The organism is Streptomyces venezuelae, from assembly GCF_008642355.1.
Classification (GTDB): Bacteria; Actinomycetota; Actinomycetes; order Streptomycetales; family Streptomycetaceae; genus Streptomyces; species Streptomyces venezuelae_B.
Genome location: NZ_CP029193.1, coordinates 2,109,478 through 2,128,821, shown reverse-complemented (window position 1 = coordinate 2,128,821; position 19,344 = coordinate 2,109,478). Strand labels below are relative to the sequence as shown.

At 69.6% G+C, this 19,344-nt stretch carries 17 protein-coding genes and 1 riboswitch; of the genes, 10 read left to right on the top strand and 7 right to left on the bottom strand.

The window, feature by feature from the left end:
• Positions 1-8: 8 nt before the first annotated feature.
• Entirely contained in the window at positions 9-1,385 is a 1,377-nt protein-coding gene (locus tag DEJ47_RS09870; protein WP_150166937.1) for a cysteine desulfurase/sulfurtransferase TusA family protein, read from the bottom strand.
• Between the two features lie 359 nt (positions 1,386-1,744).
• On the opposite strand from DEJ47_RS09870, the gene coxB reads away from it, so the two are divergent.
• From coxB to DEJ47_RS09850, 4 genes are all read left to right on the top strand, one after another.
• Positions 1,745-2,707 carry a cytochrome c oxidase subunit II gene (gene coxB / locus DEJ47_RS09865; RefSeq protein ID WP_150166935.1) on the top strand — a complete coding sequence of 321 codons (963 nt, stop codon included), beginning with the start codon at positions 1,745-1,747 and terminating at the stop codon, positions 2,705-2,707.
• Positions 2,704-4,440: a cytochrome c oxidase subunit I gene (gene ctaD / locus DEJ47_RS09860; RefSeq protein WP_150166933.1), complete on the top strand. Its 1,737-nt coding sequence runs from the start codon at positions 2,704-2,706 to the stop codon at positions 4,438-4,440. Before coxB ends, ctaD begins: the two co-directional genes overlap by 4 nt.
• The gene (locus DEJ47_RS09855) at positions 4,437-4,835 is read left to right on the top strand and encodes a cytochrome c oxidase subunit 4 (RefSeq protein ID WP_055566237.1); all 399 of its coding nucleotides are present in this window, start codon (positions 4,437-4,439) and stop codon (positions 4,833-4,835) included. Before ctaD ends, DEJ47_RS09855 begins: the two co-directional genes overlap by 4 nt.
• 132 nt (positions 4,836-4,967) lie before the next feature.
• A complete protein-coding gene (locus tag DEJ47_RS09850) occupies positions 4,968-6,212 on the top strand; it encodes an Ig-like domain-containing protein (RefSeq protein ID WP_150166931.1) in 1,245 nt (414 codons plus the stop codon).
• A 120-nt stretch (positions 6,213-6,332) separates the two neighbouring features.
• Here the strand turns inward: DEJ47_RS09850 and DEJ47_RS09845 are convergent, their stop codons facing one another.
• The gene (locus DEJ47_RS09845; protein ID WP_150166929.1) at positions 6,333-6,731 is read right to left on the bottom strand and encodes a response regulator transcription factor; all 399 of its coding nucleotides are present in this window, start codon (positions 6,729-6,731) and stop codon (positions 6,333-6,335) included.
• Between the two features lie 203 nt (positions 6,732-6,934).
• Here DEJ47_RS09845 and DEJ47_RS09840 point away from each other — a divergent pair, with 203 nt between their 5' ends.
• The 6 genes from DEJ47_RS09840 (at position 6,935) to DEJ47_RS09815 (ending at position 14,149) form a co-directional block, all read left to right on the top strand.
• The gene (locus DEJ47_RS09840; RefSeq protein WP_055566234.1) at positions 6,935-7,555 is read left to right on the top strand and encodes a heme-copper oxidase subunit III; all 621 of its coding nucleotides are present in this window, start codon (positions 6,935-6,937) and stop codon (positions 7,553-7,555) included.
• Between the two features lie 76 nt (positions 7,556-7,631).
• Positions 7,632-8,441 carry a c-type cytochrome gene (locus DEJ47_RS09835; RefSeq protein WP_150166927.1) on the top strand — a complete coding sequence of 270 codons (810 nt, stop codon included), beginning with the start codon at positions 7,632-7,634 and terminating at the stop codon, positions 8,439-8,441.
• Positions 8,438-9,493, top strand: coding sequence for a ubiquinol-cytochrome c reductase iron-sulfur subunit (locus DEJ47_RS09830; RefSeq protein WP_150166925.1), 1,056 nt, complete (start codon positions 8,438-8,440; stop codon positions 9,491-9,493). The genes DEJ47_RS09835 and DEJ47_RS09830 overlap by 4 nt, the downstream gene beginning before the upstream one ends.
• Positions 9,490-11,130, top strand: a complete 1,641-nt coding sequence (locus tag DEJ47_RS09825; protein WP_150166923.1) for a cytochrome b — start codon at positions 9,490-9,492, stop codon at positions 11,128-11,130. The genes DEJ47_RS09830 and DEJ47_RS09825 overlap by 4 nt, the downstream gene beginning before the upstream one ends.
• A gap of 164 nt (positions 11,131-11,294) precedes the next feature.
• A complete protein-coding gene (gene trpD, locus DEJ47_RS09820; protein ID WP_150166921.1) occupies positions 11,295-12,359 on the top strand; it encodes an anthranilate phosphoribosyltransferase in 1,065 nt (354 codons plus the stop codon).
• A gap of 109 nt (positions 12,360-12,468) precedes the next feature.
• Positions 12,469-12,586, top strand: a riboswitch (SAM riboswitch).
• 189 nt (positions 12,587-12,775) lie between these two features.
• Positions 12,776-14,149 (top strand): aminotransferase class V-fold PLP-dependent enzyme, encoded by a 1,374-nt coding sequence (locus DEJ47_RS09815; protein WP_150166919.1) that lies wholly within the window; start codon positions 12,776-12,778, stop codon positions 14,147-14,149.
• Here the strand turns inward: DEJ47_RS09815 and DEJ47_RS09810 are convergent.
• The 5 genes from DEJ47_RS09810 to DEJ47_RS36820 form a co-directional block, all read right to left on the bottom strand.
• Positions 14,098-15,297 (bottom strand): glycerate kinase, encoded by a 1,200-nt coding sequence (locus tag DEJ47_RS09810; RefSeq protein ID WP_150166917.1) that lies wholly within the window; start codon positions 15,295-15,297, stop codon positions 14,098-14,100. The two genes, DEJ47_RS09815 and DEJ47_RS09810, sit on opposite strands and share 52 nt — an antisense overlap.
• Positions 15,298-15,323: 26 nt before the next feature.
• Complete coding sequence (locus DEJ47_RS09805; protein ID WP_190415350.1) at positions 15,324-16,736, bottom strand: SLC13 family permease; 1,413 nt, start codon at positions 16,734-16,736, stop codon at positions 15,324-15,326.
• Positions 16,737-16,826: 90 nt separating this feature from the next.
• Positions 16,827-17,489: a response regulator transcription factor gene (locus DEJ47_RS09800; protein ID WP_150166915.1), complete on the bottom strand. Its 663-nt coding sequence runs from the start codon at positions 17,487-17,489 to the stop codon at positions 16,827-16,829.
• Positions 17,486-18,868 (bottom strand): sensor histidine kinase, encoded by a 1,383-nt coding sequence (locus DEJ47_RS09795; protein ID WP_223828292.1) that lies wholly within the window; start codon positions 18,866-18,868, stop codon positions 17,486-17,488. The genes DEJ47_RS09800 and DEJ47_RS09795 overlap by 4 nt, the downstream gene beginning before the upstream one ends.
• 70 nt (positions 18,869-18,938) lie before the next feature.
• Positions 18,939-19,283, bottom strand: a complete 345-nt coding sequence (locus tag DEJ47_RS36820; protein WP_223828291.1) for a small secreted hydrophilic protein — start codon at positions 19,281-19,283, stop codon at positions 18,939-18,941.
• Positions 19,284-19,344: the final 61 nt, after the last annotated feature.

Below are 19,344 nucleotides of genomic sequence, written 5' to 3'. Positions count from 1 at the left end.
CCTGCCCCTCACGAGCTCCGGCGGACCACGTACGCGACACCGCGGTCCGCCGGCCGCTCGCCCACGTACTCCTGCTCCTGTGTCCAGCACCAGGCGGGGATGTCCACGGCGGCGACCTCGTCGTCGGCGAGGACGGTGACGGTGCCGCCCACCCGTACCCGCCCGATCGCCTTGGCCAGCTCGATCACCGGCAGCGGACAGCTCATCCCGAGCGCGTCGACGGTCACGGCCTCCGCCGCCCCGTCCCCGCCCCCCACCGGCGCCCCCAGGGTCTCCCGCACGCCCCGCACCACCCCGGGCAGCACCTCCAGGAACCGCTCGACCTCCGCCTCCTCGACGCCGGACGGCAGCGACACCCGTACGTTCCCCTCGCTGACCACCCCCATGGCGCGCAGCACATGGCTCGGCGTCAGCGTCGAGCTGGTGCACGAGGACCCCGACGACACGGAGAAACCGGCCCGGTCCAGCTCGTGCAGCACCGTCTCCCCGTCGACATAGAGACAGGAGAAGGTGACGAGGTGCGGCAGCCGCCGCACCGGATCGCCCACCACCTCCACATCCGGCACGAGCCCTGGCACCCGCGCCCTGATCCGCTCCGTCAGCTCCCGCAGCCGTACCCCCGCCGCGTCCGCCTCGGCCCGCACCGCCCGCAGCGAGGCGGCCGCGGCCACGATCGCCGGAATGTTCTCGAAGCCGACGGCCCGCCCGGACTCCCGCTCGTCGACGGGCCCTCGCACGGCGAAGCGCACTCCCTTACGCACGACGAGAAGCCCCACTCCTGCCGGACCGCCCCATTTATGGGCACTCCCGGTCAGCAGCGACCAGCCGCCATCGACCTGCCCCCAGGGCAGCGACTGCGCCGCGTCCACCAGGAGCGGCACCCCGGCGGCCCGGCACACCTCCGCGACCCGGGCGACCGGCTGCACCGTGCCGACCTCGTGGTTGGCGGACTGCAGACAGGCGAGCGCGGTGTCCTCCCGCAGCGCCGCGGCGTACGCCTCCGGGTCCACCGCTCCGCCGCGGTCCACCCCCACCTCGGTCACCGCCCCGCCGTCGTCCTCATGGGCCTCGGCCGAATGGAGCACCGAAGAGTGTTCGACGGCCGACACGATCAGGTGGCGTCCGACGCGCCGCCGCCCGGCCAGCGCCCCGGCCATCCCGGAGTGCACGGCACGGGTGCCGGAGGAGGTGAACACGAGCTCGTCGGCCCTGCAGCCCACCGCCTCGGCGGCGGCCTCACGCGCGGCGTCGAGCAGCAGCCGGGCCCGCCGCCCTTCGCGGTAGAGCCGCGAGGGATCGGCCCACCCCTCGTCCAGGGAGGCCTGCAGCGCCTGCCGCGCGACGGGATGAAGGGGAGCGGAGGAGGCGACATCGAAGTAGGACACGCCTCAAACCTAAGACGTCCCCCCAGCACCCCGCCCAGAGGGAGCGCCCCGCAGGGGCCGCTCCCCAGGGGCGCGGGGAACCGCGCGCCCGGCCACAAGCCACCCGCACCCGCGGATCAGCGGATTCCGCCGAGCTCGTGGGCGTTCCAAGGCTCCGTCAGAAACCCGTCGAGGGGCGGGCGTCCCACCCTTCGGAGTGACCCGCGGCGCGTTAGGCACCCTCCCCGCGCGACCCCAAATAGCGTCCAGTAGGGTTTGGTCCGCATAAACATCCAAACCCCTGCCCGCCGCAGGGCGGCGACCGACCAGCGTGAAGGCCGCAGCCGACCGCGCGGGCGAGACTCTCGGGAAGGCGCTACGTGAGTCCCAACGGCTCCGACCGCTCGTCGCGGCGCCCGATGCGGCGGAAGCTGCCGCAGGTGCTGACTGCGGGCCTGATCCTGGCGACCGCCACCGGTTGCACATACAAGGATTTCCCCCGCCTTGGAATGCCCACCCCGGTAACGGAAGAGGCTCCGCGGATTCTCTCCCTCTGGCAGGGCTCGTGGGCGGCAGCGCTCGCCACGGGCGTGCTGGTCTGGGGTCTGATCCTGTGGAGCGTCATCTTCCACCGGCGCAGCCGCACCAAGGTGGAAGTACCGTCGCAGACGCGTTACAACATGCCCATCGAGGCGCTCTACACGGTGGTTCCGCTCATCATCGTGTCGGTCCTCTTCTACTTCACGGCACGTGACGAGTCGAAGCTCCTCAAGCTCGAAGACAAGCCGGCCCACACGGTCAACGTGGTCGGCTATCAGTGGAGCTGGGGCTTCAACTACATCGAGGACGTGCCGGGTTCCGACAAGGGCGACGCCAAGACGTCCAAGGACCTGGAAGCCATTCCGGACCGTTTCCGCAAGGACTTCCCGGCCAACGCCGGCGGTGTCTACGAAGTCGGCACGCCCGGCGAGCGGAACCCCCAGAACGGCAATCCCGGACCGACCCTCTGGCTCCCCAAGGGCGAGAAGGTCCGTTTCGTTCTGACTTCGCGTGACGTCATCCACTCCTTCTGGGTGGTGCCGTTCCTCATGAAGCAGGACGTCATCCCGGGCCACACCAACGCCTTCGAGGTGACTCCCAACAAGGAGGGCACCTTCATGGGCAAGTGCGCCGAGCTCTGCGGCGTCGACCACTCCCGGATGCTCTTCAACGTCAAGGTCGTCTCTCCCGAGCGCTACAAGCAGCACCTCGAGGACCTCGCGAAGAAGAACCAGACCGGTTACATCCCGGCCGGCATCGAGCAGACGGGCCACGAGAAGAACCGGGAGACGAACAACCTGTGAGCATCCTCAACGAACCCCAGGGTGCCGCGGCAGCAGACTCGTACGAGGACGAGCTGCCGGTCAGGCGCAAGCAGCCGGGCAACGTCGTGATCAAGTGGCTGACCACCACCGACCACAAGACGATCGGCACGCTCTATCTGGTCACGTCGTTCGCGTTCTTCTGCATCGGCGGCGTCATGGCGCTCTTCATGCGCGCCGAACTGGCCCGTCCCGGCACGCAGATCATGTCGAACGAGCAGTTCAACCAGGCGTTCACGATGCACGGCACGATCATGCTGCTGATGTTCGCGACGCCGCTGTTCGCCGGTTTCGCGAACTGGATCATGCCGCTGCAGATCGGTGCTCCCGATGTGGCCTTCCCGCGGCTGAACATGTTCGCCTACTGGCTGTACCTGTTCGGCTCGCTGATCGCGGTCGGCGGCTTCCTCACCCCGCAGGGTGCGGCCGACTTCGGCTGGTTCGCGTACAGCCCGCTGTCGGACGCGGTCCGCTCGCCGGGCATCGGCGCGGACATGTGGATCATGGGTCTGGCGTTCTCCGGCTTCGGTACGATCCTCGGCTCGGTCAACTTCATCACCACCATCATCTGCATGCGCGCTCCGGGCATGACGATGTTCCGCATGCCGATCTTCGTGTGGAACGTGCTGCTGACCGCGGTGCTCGTCCTGCTGGCCTTCCCGGTCCTGGCCGCCGCGCTGTTCGCCCTGGAGGCGGACCGCAAGTTCGGCGCCCATATCTTCGACGCCTCAAACGGCGGCGCACTGCTCTGGCAACACCTCTTCTGGTTCTTCGGCCATCCAGAGGTGTACATCATCGCCCTGCCGTTCTTCGGCATCATTTCCGAGGTCATTCCGGTCTTCTCCCGCAAGCCGATGTTCGGCTACATGGGTCTGATCGGCGCGACCATCGCGATCGCGGGTCTGTCCGTGACCGTGTGGGCCCACCACATGTACGTCACCGGCGGCGTGCTGTTGCCGTTCTTCTCCTTCATGACGTTCCTGATCGCCGTGCCGACAGGCGTGAAGTTCTTCAACTGGATCGGAACGATGTGGAAGGGGTCGCTGAGTTTCGAGACCCCGATGCTCTGGGCGGTCGGCTTCCTGATCACCTTCACCTTCGGTGGTCTGACCGGTGTCATCCTGGCCTCGCCGCCGATGGACTTCCACGTCTCGGACTCGTACTTCGTGGTGGCGCACTTCCACTACGTGGTGTTCGGCACCGTGGTGTTCGCGATGTTCTCCGGCTTCCACTTCTGGTGGCCGAAGTTCACCGGCAAGATGCTCGACGAGCGTCTGGGCAAGATCACCTTCTGGACGCTGTTCGTCGGCTTCCACGGCACGTTCCTCGTCCAGCACTGGCTGGGTGCCGAGGGCATGCCGCGCCGGTACGCGGACTACCTGCACGCCGACGGCTTCACGGCCCTGAACACGATCTCGACGATCTGCTCGTTCCTGCTCGGCCTGTCGATCCTGCCGTTCTTCTACAACATCTGGAAGACCGCCAAGTACGGCAAGAAGATCGAGGTCGACGACCCGTGGGGCTACGGCCGCTCCCTGGAGTGGGCGACGTCCTGCCCGCCCCCGCGGCACAACTTCGTCACGCTGCCGCGGATCCGCTCGGAATCGCCCGCGTTCGACCTGCACCACCCTGAGATCGCGGCGATCGGCCACCTCGAGAACGACGGACAGAAGGACACCGCGCTGTTCGGCGGCGACAAGGAGGCCACGAAGTGAAGATCCAGGGCAAGATGTTCATCTGGCTGAGCGTCTTCGTCCTCGCCATGGCGATCGTCTATGGCGTCTGGTCGAAGGAGCCTGCCGGTACCACGGCGCTCTTCCTGGCCTTCGGCCTGTGCATCATGATCGGCTACTACCTGGCCTTCACGGCCCGGCGTGTCGACGCCTCCGCACAGGACAACAAGGAGGCCGACGTCGCGGACGAGGCCGGCGAGGTGGGCTTCTTCAGCCCGCACAGCTGGCAGCCGCTCTCCCTGGCCGTCGGTGGCGCGCTCGCCTTCATGGGCGTCGTCTTCGGCTGGTGGCTGCTGTACTTCTCGGCCCCGATCATCCTGATCGGCCTGTGGGGCTGGGTGTTCGAGTACTACCGCGGCGAGAACCAGACCCAGTGAGTCCGTAGTTCCGACCGCACCCGAAGGGCCCCGGCACTCCGCGAGGAGCGCCGGGGCCCTTCGGCGTAAGCGACACCCCACGGACGGGTCACTCGCCGCGCCAGACGTGGTGAACCTTCATACCGTGTGTTTATGAGCCACTCTCCGCGAATTCGCACGGTACTGAGCTGCACGATGCTGGTGGCCTCACTCGGTGCGGGGGCCACGGCCTGCGGGGGCTCCGGGCATCCGCTCTCGGCCGAGCCGTACGACGCGGCGGACCAGATCGCCTTCAACGGCCCCGTGGGCACCAAGAAGGCGGATCCGGACAAGCCCCTGGAGGTCACGGCCCAGGGCGAGGACGGGCGCATCACCGACGTACTGGCCACCGACGCGATGGGGCGGTACGTGGCGGGCGAACTCTCGGCCGACGGCTCCCGGTGGCACAGCACCACGCCGCTGGCGGCAGGCGCCCACTACACCGTGCGGGTGAGCACGGAGGACGACGACGGGGCGCCGGGCCGCAAGGTCCTCACCTTCGACACCGACCTGCCCGAGAAGAAGAAGCGGCTGAAGGTCACCTTCGGACCCGAGGCGGGCAAGTACGGCGTCGGGCAGCCCGTCACGGCCAAGCTCAGCAAGCCGGTGAAGGGCAAGGAGGCCAGGTCGGTCGTCGAGCGTGCGCTGAAGGTCCGCTCGGTGCCCGTCACCGAGGGCTCCTGGTACTGGGTGGACAGCGAGACGCTGCACTACCGCCCGAAGGAGTACTGGCCCGCGGGAGCGACCGTCAACGTCTCCAGCAACCTGGAGGGCCTCAAGGTCAAGGACAAGCTGTGGGGCGGCGAGGCCAAGCCCCTCAAGCTGACCATCGGCGACCGCATCGAGGCCGTGACGGACGCCGGATCGCACTACATGACGGTCTACCGCAACGGCGAGGAGATCAACTCCATGCCCGTGACCACGGGCAAGCCCGGCTACTCGACGCGCAACGGCGTCAAGGTCGTGCTCGGCAAGGAGTACTCCGTACGTATGACCAGTGCCAGCATCGGCGCATCGGACTTCTACGACAAGATGGTCTATTACGCGACACGGGTGACCGACTCGGGTGAGTATGTGCACGCCGCGCCCTGGTCGGTGGGCTCGCAGGGCTCCGCGAACACCAGTCACGGCTGCACCGGCATGAGCACCGGGAACGCCGCCTGGTTCTACGAGACCGTCCGCCAGGGCGACCTCGTGACCGTCATCAACAGCTACGGCGAGGACATGCCGGCGTTCGGGAACGGACTCGGCGACTGGAACCTGAGCTGGAAGAAATGGCGCAAGGGCAGCGCGCTGTTCTCCGGGACCAAGGAGGGCCCCGCGGCGGCCGACGCGGCCAGGCTGCGGCCGCGGGTCTGACGACCCGGCAGAGAGCCTGTCAGAGGCGTGCGAGAGGGTATGCGAGAGGGGCCCGCGCCATGGCGTGGACCCCTCTCGCATGCGAATCGCCGTGCCGCTCGTGAACCGCTCGAGCGTCGCTCAGGCCTCGACGGCCGCCTTCTCGCGCAGCAGCCCGGCCAGGGCGCTCGCGAACTCCACCGGCTCGACCGGCAGGGTCACCGCGGCCTCGGCCCGGCTCCAGGTGGCCAGCCAGGCGTCCTGCGGGCGCCCCATCAGGAGCAGCACGGGCGGCGACTGGAAGACCTCGTCCTTGATCTGGCGGCAGACGCCCATGCCGCCGGGCGCCGACTCGCCGTCCAGGACGCAGACGTCGATGCCGCCCCGGTCCAGCTCCTTGATGACCGCGTGCGGCGTCGCGCACTCGATGAACTGGACCTGGGGAACGTCCGCGGCCGGCCTGCGGCCCGTGGCCAACCGGACTTGCTCGCGGGTGCTCGCGTTGTCGCTGTAGACCAGCACCGTGGCGGTCGGCTGCATTGTTCCTCCGATACGTCGAGCTGTTGCGTCGAGCTGAGCTGTGCCGTCATGGGATCGGGAACCGATGCGCGGATGCTACTCCTCCCGACACCCCGTCAACACCGCTTCGGACAGGCCTCCGATGGGCCATCCGGGCAGGACACACCCCGTAGACACTCCGAACGGCACCCCCCGGGGTGAGGGCGGGATAAGCGACCGACATAATGTCGGTCGTGGCGACAGCAACGACAGTAGATACCGGGCACGCGCACCCGCCGGTCAATCGACCGAACCTCACCAGCGTCGGAACCATCATCTGGTTGAGTTCCGAGCTGATGTTCTTCGCGGCCCTCTTCGCGATGTACTTCACCCTGCGATCGGTGACAGGTCCTGATCACTGGAAGGAAATGGCCTCGGCCCTTAACTTCCCGTTCTCGGCGACGAACACCACGATCCTGGTGCTCTCCTCCCTCACGTGTCAGCTGGGCGTGTTCGCAGCTGAACGCGGGGATGTGAAGAAGCTCCGGATGTGGTTCATCGTCACCTTCATCATGGGTGCGATCTTCATCGGCGGTCAGGTGTACGAATACACCGAGCTGGTCAAGCACGAGGGCCTCTCGCTCTCGTCCGACCCGTACGGCTCGGTCTTCTACCTGACCACCGGCTTCCACGGACTGCACGTGACAGGCGGCCTCATCGCCTTCCTGCTGGTCCTGGGACGCACCTATGCGGCCAGGAGGTTCACCCACGAACAGGCGACCGCAGCCATCGTCGTGTCCTACTACTGGCACTTCGTCGATGTGGTCTGGATCGGCCTCTTCGCCACGATCTACATGATCAAGTAAGCGGAGGTCGCTCACGCGACGCATCCGAAACATTCCAGAAGCATCGACGCAGAAGATCCTGACACCGGGGTAATCCGTGAAAAAGCTCTCCGCACGACGACGCCATCCGCTGGCGGCGGTCGTCGTCCTACTCCTCGCGCTGGCGGCCACCGGGGGGCTGTACGCCGCGTTCGCGCCGGCGGACAAGGCGCAGGCCGATGACACCGCCCAGTCCCTCGCCATCGACGAGGGCAAGAAGCTCTACGCCGTGGGCTGCTCCAGCTGCCACGGAACCGGCGGTCAGGGCTCCTCCGACGGTCCGAGCCTGGTGGGCGTGGGCGCCGCCGCTGTCGACTTCCAGGTCGGCACCGGCCGTATGCCGCTCCAGCAGCCGGGTGCCCAGGCGCCCAAGAAGAAGGTCATCTACAACCAGGCCCAGATCGACCAGCTGGCGGCGTACATCTCGTCGCTGGGTGCCGGTCCCTCGGTCCCGACCGAGAAGCAGTACAGCCCGGAAGGGGCGGACATCGCCAAGGGCGGCGAGCTGTTCCGCACCAACTGCGCCCAGTGCCACAACTTCACCGGTGAAGGTGGCGCGCTGACGCACGGCAAGTTCGCGCCGTCGCTCGAAGGTGTCTCCCCGAAGCACATCTACGAGGCCATGCAGACCGGCCCGCAGAACATGCCGTCCTTCCCCGACACGACGATGCCGGAGAAGAACAAGAAGGACATCATCGCGTACCTCGACGCGGTCAACGGTGAGAAGACCGAGAGCCCTGGCGGTCTCAAGCTGGGTGGTCTGGGTCCGGTCAGTGAAGGCCTCTTCGGCTGGATCTTCGGTCTCGGCTCGCTGATCGCGGTCGCCGTGTGGGTCGCCGCTCGGACCGCAAAGGCCAAGAAGTCATGAGTAGCCAAGAGATTCCAGAAGAGAACCTGCCCAGCAAGCAGGAGACCGAGCACGGCTCGGTGGCGACCACGGAAGAGAACCCGTTCGCCGACCCGGGGCTGCCGCCCCACGAGCACCGCGTCCAGGACATCGACGAGCGGGCCGCCAAGCGGTCCGAGCGTGCCGTGGCCTTCATGTTCACGCTGTCGATGATCGCGACGGTCGGCTTCATCGCCTCGTACGTGGCGATCCCCGCCGACAAGAGCGTCTTCATCTGGCCGATCGGTCACATCAGCGGCCTCAACTTCGCCCTGGGCACCACCCTCGGCGTGGCGCTGTTCTGCATCGGCGCGGGCGCGGTCCACTGGGCCCGCACCCTGATGTCCGACGTGGAGATGACCGACGAGCGGCACCCGATCGCGGCCGAGCCCGAGGTCCGCGCCAAGGTCATGGCGGACTTCAAGCAGGGTGCCGAGGAATCGGGCTTCGGTCGGCGCAAGCTGATCCGGAACACGATGTTCGGCGCGCTGGCCCTGGTCCCGCTCTCCGGCGTCGTCCTGCTGCGCGACCTCGGTCCGCTGCCCGAGGACAAGCTCCGGCACACCAAGTGGGCCAAGGGCAAGATGCTCGTGAACATGAACACCCACGAGCCGCTGCGGCCCGCGGACGTGGCGGTCGGTTCGCTGACCTTCGCCATGCCCGAGGGCATGTCCGAGCACGACCACGACTTCCAGACCCAGATCGCCAAGGCCGCCCTGATGATCGTCCGGATCCAGCCGGAGAACATCAAGGACAAGCGCGAGCTGGAGTGGTCGCACGAAGGCATCGTGGCGTACTCCAAGATCTGCACCCACGTGGGCTGCCCGATCTCCCTGTACGAGCAGCAGACGCACCACGTCCTCTGCCCGTGCCACCAGTCCACCTTCGATCTCTCCGACGGTGCCCGAGTGATCTTCGGCCCGGCCGGCCACGCCCTGCCGCAGCTGCGCATCGGCGTGAACGAAAAGGGCTACCTCGAGGCGCTCGGCGACTTCGAAGAGCCCGTCGGTCCTGCCTTCTGGGAGCGCGGATGAGCACCACCACGACATCATCGAACGACAACCGCCAGAAGGCGCCCGCCGGTGAGCGGGTAGCGGACTGGGCCGACGGCCGGCTGGGGATCTACTCCCTCGCCAAGGCCAACATGCGCAAGATCTTCCCGGACCACTGGTCCTTCATGCTCGGTGAGATCTGCCTGTACAGCTTCATCATCATCATCCTCACGGGTGTGTACCTGACGCTGTTCTTCCACCCGTCGATGAACGAGGTGGAGTACCACGGCAGCTACGTCCCGATGCAGGGACAGTTGATGTCGGAGGCGTTCAACTCGACCATGCACATCTCCTTCGATGTGCGCGGTGGTCTGCTGATCCGGCAGATCCACCACTGGGCGGCGCTGATCTTCCTCGCCGGCATGTTCGTGCACATGATGCGCGTGTTCTTCACGGGTGCGTTCCGCAAGCCCCGTGAGGTCAACTGGGTCTTCGGCTTCCTGCTGTTCGTCCTCGGCATGTTCACCGGTTTCACCGGTTACTCGCTCCCGGACGACCTGCTCTCCGGCACCGGTGTGCGCTTCATGCAGGGCGCCATCCTGTCGATGCCGATCGTCGGCACGTACCTGTCGATGTTCCTGTTCGGCGGCGAGTTCCCCGGCGGCGACTTCGTGGCCCGGTTCTACTCGGTCCACATCCTGCTGCTGCCGGGCATCATGCTCGGCCTCGTGGTGGCGCACCTGATCCTGGTCTTCTACCACAAGCACACGCAGTTCGCGGGCCCCGGCAAGAGCAACAAGAACGTCGTCGGCATGCCGCTGCTGCCCGTCTACATGGCCAAGGCCGGAGGCTTCTTCTTCCTGGTCTTCGGTGTCATCGCGGTCATCGCGGCGATCGCCTCGATCAACCCGATCTGGGCCATCGGCCCGTACCGGCCGGACCAGGTGTCCACCGGCGCCCAGCCCGACTGGTACATGGGCTTCGCCGAGGGTCTGATCCGTGTGATGCCGGGCTGGGAGATCAACCTCTGGGGCCACACGCTCGCCCTGGGCGTGTTCATCCCGCTGGTCGTGGTCTTCCCGCTGGTCCTCGTGGCCATCGCGGTCTACCCGTTCATCGAGTCCTGGGTCACCGGCGACAAGCGCGAGCACCACATCCTGGACCGCCCGCGCAACGCCCCGACCCGTACGGCCTTCGGTGTCGCCTGGATCACCGCGTACATGGTCATGCTGGTCGGCGGTGGCAACGACCTGTGGGCCACGCACTTCCACCTGTCGCTGAACGCGATCACCTGGTTCGTCCGGATCGCCTTCTTCGCCGGACCGGTCATCGCCTTCATCGTGACCAAGCGGATCTGCCTGGGTCTGCAGCGGCGCGACAAGGACAAGGTGCTGCACGGCCGCGAGTCGGGTCTCATCAAGCGCCTGCCGCACGGTGAGTTCATCGAGGTCCACGAGCCGCTCAGCAAGGAGCAGCTGCACACCCTCACGGCGCACGAGCAGTACAAGCCGATCGAGCTCGGCCCGACGGTCGACGAGAACGGTGTCGAGCGCAAGCCGTCCGGTTCGCAGAAGCTCCGGGCGAAGCTCTCCAAGGGCTACTACGGGGAAGAGGGGCAGATCCCCAAGCCCACCGCCGACGAGTACAAGGAGATCACGAGCGGCCACGGCCACCACTGATCATTCCGGAGCTCTGAAGCTCTGACCAACACGGTCGCCACGGCGAGAGCCCCGTCCATTGCATGGACGGGGCTCTTTGCCGTGCCGGAGGCTGGATAGGGTGGTCCCACCCCGATGTGTCGGGGTGTTTCCTCCATACGCAGACGAAAAAACCAGGAGCGGCCATGAACGCTGTGATCCCCGCAGGAGGCGACACCGCGGCGGACCGTTCCTGGCCCGACGTACTGAACGGCCTCCTCGACGGGCGCGACCAGAGCGCCGACGACACGGCCTGGGCCATGGACCGCATCATGCGCGGCGAGGCCACCGACGCGCAGATCGCCGGGTTCGTGGTCGCCCTGCGCGCCAAGGGCGAGACCGTCGAGGAGATCTCCGGTCTGGTGCGCGCCATGTACGCGCACGCCAACGTCATCGACGTGCCGGGCCCGAGCGTCGACATCGTCGGCACCGGCGGCGACGGCGCCAAGACCGTCAACATCTCGACCATGTCCGCGATCGTCGTCGCGGGCACCGGCGCGAAGGTCGTCAAGCACGGCAACCGCGCCGCCTCCAGCGCGTCCGGCGCCTCCGACGTCCTGGAGAAGCTCGGCGTCAACCTGGACCTCACCCCCCAGCGGGTGGTCGAGGTCGCCGATGAGGCGGGCGTCACCTTCTGCTTCGCCGTGAAGTTCCATCCCGCGCTGCGCCACGCGGGCGGCGCCCGCAGCCAGCTCGGCATCCGCACCGTCTTCAACCTGCTCGGCCCGCTCACCAACCCGGCGAAGGTGCGCGCCCAGGCGGTCGGTGTCGCCGACCCGCGGATGGCGCCCATCGTGGCCGGGGTCTTCGCCGAGCGGGGCAACTCGTCCCTCGTCTTCCGCGGCGACGACGGGCTCGACGAACTGACGACGACCGCGACCTCGCGGATCTGGGTGGTGCGGGACGGGTCCGTGCGCGAGGAGGCGTTCGACCCGCGGGACGTCGGGATCGACCTGGTGCCCGTCGAGGCGCTGCGGGGCGCCGACGCCTCGTACAACGCGGAGGTGGCGCTGCGGCTGCTCGACGGGGAGACCGGGCCGGTGCGGGACGCCGTGCTGTTGAACTCGGCGGCGGCGCTGGTCGCCCTCGCGCCCACCGATCAGCCCCTGGTGGAACAGATCGGCGCCGGCATGGCGAAGGCGGCGCAGGCGATCGACTCGGGGGCCGCCAAGCGGGCCCTGGAGCGCTGGGTGTCCGCCAGCAACCGCTGAGGCACCCGCGGAGCATTCCCTCCTTCGGCGCAGCGATGTGACGCACGGCGCAGTCCGGAATCTGGACTGCGCCTTGCGCTCCGAAGATCGTGTGGCAGGATGCTGCACAGGTCATGAGTGACAGCGACTACGGCCCCGGCCCGCTGTCCGGCAACCCTCCGTCCGTGGCGGGGTGCCCCGGGTGAAGACCAGGTCGTACGCAGCAAGGCGTATGGCAAGCGCGGACCCCTGGACATCGTCGGATGTCACAGCCCTGGGGTCCTGGTCCTCAAGGGAGCAGTCTCGTGAGCAAGCGAATGTGCTAGGGCCTTCGGCCCCTTTCCGCGCACCCTTCTTCTCTTCATCACTGCGTTGCCGCATGCCTTCGGCGCGGCCGTCGTCGCAGTGAACTCACTTGCCTCTTACGGGAGTTCGCCATGTCTGTGTCCGCCGTTGCCGCCGACTCGTCCGTCTGTGCCCCGCTCGCCGTCCTCGGCCGGGACGTCACCGTTCCGCTGGTCACCGGCGGCGAGGTGACCTACGCGGCGCTCGACTACGCGGCGAGCGCGCCGGCGCTGCAGCGCGTGTGGGACGACGTTGCGGCGTACGCCCCGTACTACGGCAGTGTGCACCGCGGCGCCGGGTACCTCTCGCAGCTGTCGACCGACCTCTTCGAGAACTCCCGGAAGACCGTCGCCGAGTTCCTCGGCTGCCGCGAGGACGACCAGGTCGTCTTCACCCGCTCCACCACCGACTCCCTGAACCTCCTCGCCGCCGCGCTGCCCGCCGACTGCCAGGTCTTCGTCTTCGAGACCGAGCACCACGCCTCGCTGCTGCCGTGGCGGGACGCCCGCGTCACCTGCCTCAACGCGCCGCGCACCCCCGACGAGGCCGTACAGACCCTGGAGCGCGCCCTCGCCGACCGTGACCCCTACGGGCCCGCCCTCGTCTGCGTGACCGGCGCCTCGAACGTCACCGGCGAGCTGTGGCCGGTACGTGAGCTGGCCGCCGCCGCCCACGCGCACGGTGCCCGCATCGTCCTCGACGCCGCGCAGCTCGCGCCCCACCACCCCGTCTCCGTCGCCGAGTTGGACGTCGACTGGGTCGCGTTCTCCGGGCACAAGCTGTACGCGCCCTTCGGCTCCGGCGTCCTCGCGGGCCGCTCCGACTGGCTGCGCGCCGCAGAGCCCTACCTCGCGGGCGGCGGCGCCTCGCGGAAGGTGGCGCGACGCGCTGACGGCGGTGTGGACGTGGAGTGGCACGACAGCGCCGCCCGTCACGAGGCCGGTTCTCCGAACGTCATCGGCGTCTACTCCATCGCCTCCGCCTGCAAGGCGCTCACCGACGCGGGCTTCGACGAGCTCGTCGCCCGCGAGCAGCACCTCATCCGGACGGTCCGCGAGGGCCTCGCCGAGGTGCCGCAGGTGCGGATCCTCTCCCTCTTCGGTGACGACGCGCCGCGCGTGGGCGTCATCTCCTTCGTCGTGGACGGCTGGAACAGCTCGCACTTCGCCGCCGCGCTCTCCGCCGAGTACGGCATCGGCGTACGCGACGGCCTGTTCTGCGCCCACCCGCTGGTGCGCACCCTCCTCGGCAGCGAGCCCGACGAGCCCGGTGAGTGCGGCGCCCCCGAGGCCGCGCCGGGCGAGAAGTCGCTGAACGCGATCCGTGTGAGCTTCGGCGCGGGCACCCCCGACGAGCACGTCGAGCGTTTCGTGCGCGCGGTGAAGGAACTGGTCGCGGACGGTGCGCGCTGGAGCTACCGCACCGAGGACGGCCGGTGCGTGCCCGACACCGGCGCCGCCGCCTGAAGGGGCAGGCGTGAGCCCAGCTGGATCATCCGCAGGGCCCGCTCCGTCGCGTCGGTGAGGAACTCGCCGCCCCTGCCGAGCGCCTCGGTCATCGACATCGGGGCGGGCAGGATCGAACTGTAGGCGTCGACGCCGACGGAGCGCACGGCGTGCGCCCCGGCCCCGATCGTGCCCGCGAGGACCAGGACGGGCCTGCCGGAGAGCTTGGCGCGGCGGGCGACCTCGGCGGGGACCTTGCCGCGCGGCGTCTGGTGGTCGAGGGCGCCCTCCGCGGTGATGACGAGGTCGGCACGGGCGAGCCGCGCGTCGAGGTCGAGCCGGTCGAGCAGGACGTCGAAGCGGGGGAGCAGGGCGGCGCCGAGGGCGGCGAGCCCGGCGCCGAGACCGCCCGACGCGCCTGTGCCTGGCCCCTCGAAGAGGTCGGCGCGCACGTGGAGGTCCCGCGTGAGGAGGTGCGCCCAGTGCTCCAGGGCGGCGGCGAGCTGCTCGACCTGGGCGGGCGTCGCGCCCTTCTGGGGGCCGAAGACGCGGGCGACGCCGCGCTCGCCGCACAGGACGTTGTAGGGGTTGCAGGCCACGCGGATCTCGGTGTCCGCGAGACGCGGGTCGATGCCGCTCGGGTCGATGCGGTTCAGGCGCGTCAACTCCCGGCCGCCGCGCGGCAGTTCCCAGCCGTCCAGGTCCAGGAGTCTGGCGCCGAGTGCTTGCAGGGCGCCCGCGCCGCCGTCGGACGTACCGGAATCGCCGCAGCCGACGAGGATGCGGCGGGCACCCGCGTCGAGCGCCGCGCGGATCAGCTCGCCGACGCCGTACGTCGTGGTGGCGCCCGGGTCGCGCAGATCGCGGGGGACCAGCGACAGACCGGCCACGGCCGCCATCTCGACGACCGCCGTGCCGTCGGGCAGCAGCGCGAAGTGGGTGCCGATCGGCTGGCCGACGGGGCCGGTCGCGGGCAGCGCGACGAGACGGCCGCCGCTCGCCGCCGCCAGCGCGCGGGCCGTGCCCTCGCCGCCGTCCACCAGCGGGATCAGATCGGTGTCGGCGTGCGGGACGGCACGGCGTACCCCCGCGGCGATGGCCTCGGCCGCGGAGCTCGCGGACAGCGACTCCTTGAAGCCGCTGGGGGCGATGGCGAAACGGGTCAGCACGGTGGTCTCCAGGTGGACGCGGGGGTTCAGCGGACGGGGACGCCGAGCAGCGGCCAGAGCGTCACGGCGAAGAGCAGGACGAGCGCGGCGGTCAGCGGCGCGAGGACGGCGGAGAGCCGCAGGAGGTCCCGCGGGGTGTAGGTGGGTGTGTCCGGGATGCCGGCGAAGAGGGTGACGGGCTTCGCGGAGGCGGGCAGGGTGTGGCAGAACCCGGCGGCGGCCGTGGAGGCGAGGGCCGCGGCGACCGGGTTGACGCCCGCGCCGACGGCCGCCGCCACGACCAGCGGCACCAGGACCGACGAACGGGCCGAGCGTGACTGCAGGACGAGGTGCGCTGCCGTGCTGACGGCGACGACCACGGCGAGGAACAGCCACGCGGGGAGGTCCAGGGGCAGTCCGGACACCAGCCACCTCGCCGCCCCCGAGTCGGCGAGCGCGACGCCCATCGCCATCGTCGCCGCCATGAACAGGAGCAGCGCCCAGGGGACCGTCCGGAGCGCGTCCTTCAGGCCGACGGTGCCGAGCGCGGGGGAGGCGGCCACGACCGCTCCGATCAGCGCGACGACGGCGGGCGGCACCTGGTGGAGCGGCTCGCTGCACCACAGGGCGACGACGGTGGCGAGGAGCAGGGCGCAGCGCGTCTCGGCGGGCTCCCAGGGGCCGGTGACGGGCTGTTCGCTGTGTTCCTGGAGCTGGTCGAGGGTGATGCGGACCGGTTCCTTGCGGTCGGCGCGCCGCGTCGTCGTCAACAGGACGGCCTCGGCCGCCAGATGCGAGGAGGCCATGGCGAGCGGCAGGCCGAGCAGCAGCCACTGCGTGAAGCCGATCCGCTCGCCGGTCGCCTCCCACAGGACCGACACCGTGATCAGATGCGCGCCCGCACCGATCAGTGTCGCGACCGCGGACAGGAGGATCACGGTCGGAAAGAGCAGCGCGAGCATCACGACCAGTCGCCTTCGGTCGGCGAGGACCTTGGCCAGCGCGAGGAACACGGGCAGCGCGAGCGCGGCGCGCCCCGACGTCGCGGGCACCGCGAAGGCGGTCACGACCAGCGCCGCCGTCGTCAGATGCGTCAACTGCCGTACGGTGCCCGCGCCGCTGACCAGGAACGCCGCCGCCCGCCCCGCGAGCCCGCTGCGCGCCACGGCGGCCGCGAGCACGAAGGCGCAGATCAGCAGCCACACCGTCTCGTCGCCGAGGGTGCCGAACAGGGTGTCGCTGCTGATCACGCCGGTCGCGGTGAGGGCGAGGCCCGCGCCGAGCGCGATGTACGTGTCGTCGACCGGGGTGCCGATCCAGGCGCAGGTCGCCAGCGCGAAGACGGCGAGGGTGAGACGGGCGTCGCCGCTCAGACCCGGGAAGTTCCCGGGGACCGCGAGCAGCGCGCACAGGCTGAGCGCCGCGCAGAGGGTCACGGCCTGCCGCAGGTTCAAGGTCACGCTGTTCAGCGTGGTGCCGGGCCGTGAGCCCTCAATGAGGCCCAGATGAAGGAAAGTTCACCCGGACCGGTGGTCTTCGCGTGCCGATGGTCACTCCGGCAGCCGGTACCCCATCCCGCGCACCGTCTCGACCCGCTCCGACCCCAGCTTCTTGCGCAGCGCGCGCACGTACACGTCCACGATGTTGGACCCGGGGTCGAAGTCGTACCCCCACACGTGCGACAGGATCTGCTCCCGCGAGAGCACCTGCCCCGGATGGCGCAGGAACAGCTCCAGGAGTACGAACTCACGCGCCGTCAGATCCACCGTGCGCCCCGCCGAACGTGCCCTGCGGGTCCGCAGGTCCAGTGTCACCTCACCGCTGCGCAACACCGTCACCTCGGGCGCCCCGGCGGCCGTGCGCAGCCGCAGCCGCACCCGGGCCAGGAGTTCCTCGAAGCGGAACGGCTTGGTCATCCAGTCGTCCGCGCCACCCTCCAGGCCCGCCACCGTGTCCCGCACCGAGTCCCGCGCGGTCAGCACGATGACGGGCGTGGTCACCCGGGCCTCGCGCAGCTGTCGCAGGACCGTGAAGCCGTCCTTGCCCGGCAGGCCGATGTCCAGGACGATCAGGTCGAAGCCGCCGGTCAGGGCGTAGTCGTAGGCGCTCTCTCCGTCGGCTACCACGGTGGTCGTGAAGCCGTTGGCGCGCAGGCCCTTCTCGATGAAGGACGCGATGCGGTCCTCGTCCTCGACGATCAGTATCCGGTTCACTGCCGCTCCGCCCCTTCCGGCTGCCCCTGGGGGAGTACGAGTACGAACGTGGCGCCGCCGCCGTCCGTGGGCCGCAGCTCGACGCCGCCCCCGTGGCTCTCCGCGATGGCCTTGACGATGGCGAGGCCGAGGCCCGCCCCGGTGGCGCGGGAGCCGCGCCGCGCGGTGCCGCGGCGGAACCGCTCGAAGATGACCCCGGCGTCCTGCGGCTGCACGCCGGGCCCGCTGTCGGCGACGTACAGCTCGACGCGTCCTGCGCGCAGCCGCGAGCCGATGCCGATCCGCTGCCCGGGGGCGGTGTGCTGCACGGCGTTCTGGGCCAGCTGCACCATCGCCTGGGTGATGCGCTGCGGGTCGAGAGGGGTCTCGGCGTCGGCCACCTCGACGAGTCGCCAGGCGCGGTCGCCGAGTGCCCGGGCCTTCACGAAGACGTCCGCGGTGAGTTCGGCGAGCTGCACGGGCTCCGGGGCGACGAAGTCGGGCCGCTCGGCCTTGGCGAGGAGCAGCAGGTCCTCGACGATGCGGCTCATCCGGTCGAGCTCCTCCGTCACGATGCGGACGGTCTCCTCGCGTTCGCCGGGGCCGTCGCCCATCAGCTCCAGATGGCCGCGGACGATGGTGATGGGCGTGCGCAGTTCGTGTCCCGCGTCGTCGACGAACTCGCGCTGCGCGGCGAACGCCCGTTCCAGGCGGTCCAGCATGCCGTTGAACGTCTCGGCGAGCGCCGCGATGTCGTCTCTGCCCTGGACCGGGATGCGGCGGGTCAGGTCCTGCTCGGTGAGCTGCGCGGCGGTCGTGCGCACCAGGCGCACCGGTCTGAGGATGCGGCCCGCGACCGCCCAGCCGATGCCCGTCGTCATCAGGAGCGCGACGCCGGAGATGGCCAGCAGCATGGTGAACACGTCGCCGGCCTTGGCCTGTTCGCCCGCGGGGTGGAAGGCGACGACGAACGCGGCGGACGGCTGCCCCGCGCCCGCCCCGATCTCCACCTTCGCCCAGCGGATCTCGCCCAGGTCGCGGTGGACCGTGCCGGTCGCGTCCGGCGAGGCGAAGACGGCGCGCAGCGCGGCGGGGTCCTCGGCGAGGGGGTGGTCGATGCGCGCCTCGCGCGACTGCTCCTTCTTGGCGGGCACCTCGCCGGGGCGGCCGACCAGGCCGAGGAGTTCCTCGTCGGGGTCGGCGTACTGCCGGGACAGGAAGAGCCGCAGGAGCGGGTCGGGGGCGGTGAACCGCTCGCCGGTGTGCGGGTCCACACCCTCGCGCGCGAGGTTGGTGAACTCCGCGGTCTCCTGGGCGAGGAGCGCGTCGATGCGGTGGTCGACGTCGCGGAGGAGCACCGAGCGGGTGGTCGCCGCGACCGCCGTGAGCGCGACCGTCATGACGACGAGCAGCCACAGCAGGATGCGGACACGAGCCGTTATCCAGCGGCGCCGGGGTTCGGACCCCGTGTCATCCGTCGTCGCCGGGCCCGTCGTCGTCCTGGTCGCCCCCGCCGCCGCTGCTGCCGTCGTCGCTGTCGTCTTCGTCGCTGTTTCCGGTGTTCCCGGTGTTTCCGCTGTTTCCGCTGTCATCGTTCGAGGGGTTCTCACTCACCGGCGGCGGGGACACTTTCTCGTCGCTCGGGGCGGGCCGTGGAGGGGCCGGCTCCGAGGACGGCGAGTCGCTCTCCAGCTCCACCTTGGGCGGGGCCTTGGGCTGCTCGGGGCTGTCCGACAGGAGGTAGCTGGTCGTGGCGATGCCGAGCGGGATCGCGACGACCGCGGCCAGGGCGGCCATGCGGTGGGAGAAGACCATGCCAGCGAGGGTGCGCGACGCACCGCACCGCCAGGATGAGGCGCGGATGAAGAAATCCTCA

Coding starts and splice junctions, on each gene's coding strand:
- DEJ47_RS09850 (WP_150166931.1), top strand. CDS start 4,968: ATGAGCCACTCTCCGCGAATTCGCACGGTACTGAGCTGCACGATGCTG.
- DEJ47_RS09845 (WP_150166929.1), bottom strand. CDS start 6,731: ATGCAGCCGACCGCCACGGTGCTGGTCTACAGCGACAACGCGAGCACC.
- DEJ47_RS09840 (WP_055566234.1), top strand. CDS start 6,935: ATGTCGGTCGTGGCGACAGCAACGACAGTAGATACCGGGCACGCGCAC.
- DEJ47_RS09830 (WP_150166925.1), top strand. CDS start 8,438: ATGAGTAGCCAAGAGATTCCAGAAGAGAACCTGCCCAGCAAGCAGGAG.
- DEJ47_RS09825 (WP_150166923.1), top strand. CDS start 9,490: ATGAGCACCACCACGACATCATCGAACGACAACCGCCAGAAGGCGCCC.
- trpD (WP_150166921.1), top strand. CDS start 11,295: ATGAACGCTGTGATCCCCGCAGGAGGCGACACCGCGGCGGACCGTTCC.
- DEJ47_RS09815 (WP_150166919.1), top strand. CDS start 12,776: ATGTCTGTGTCCGCCGTTGCCGCCGACTCGTCCGTCTGTGCCCCGCTC.
- DEJ47_RS09795 (WP_223828292.1), bottom strand. CDS start 18,868: ATGACGGTCGCGCTCACGGCGGTCGCGGCGACCACCCGCTCGGTGCTC.
- DEJ47_RS36820 (WP_223828291.1), bottom strand. CDS start 19,283: ATGGTCTTCTCCCACCGCATGGCCGCCCTGGCCGCGGTCGTCGCGATC.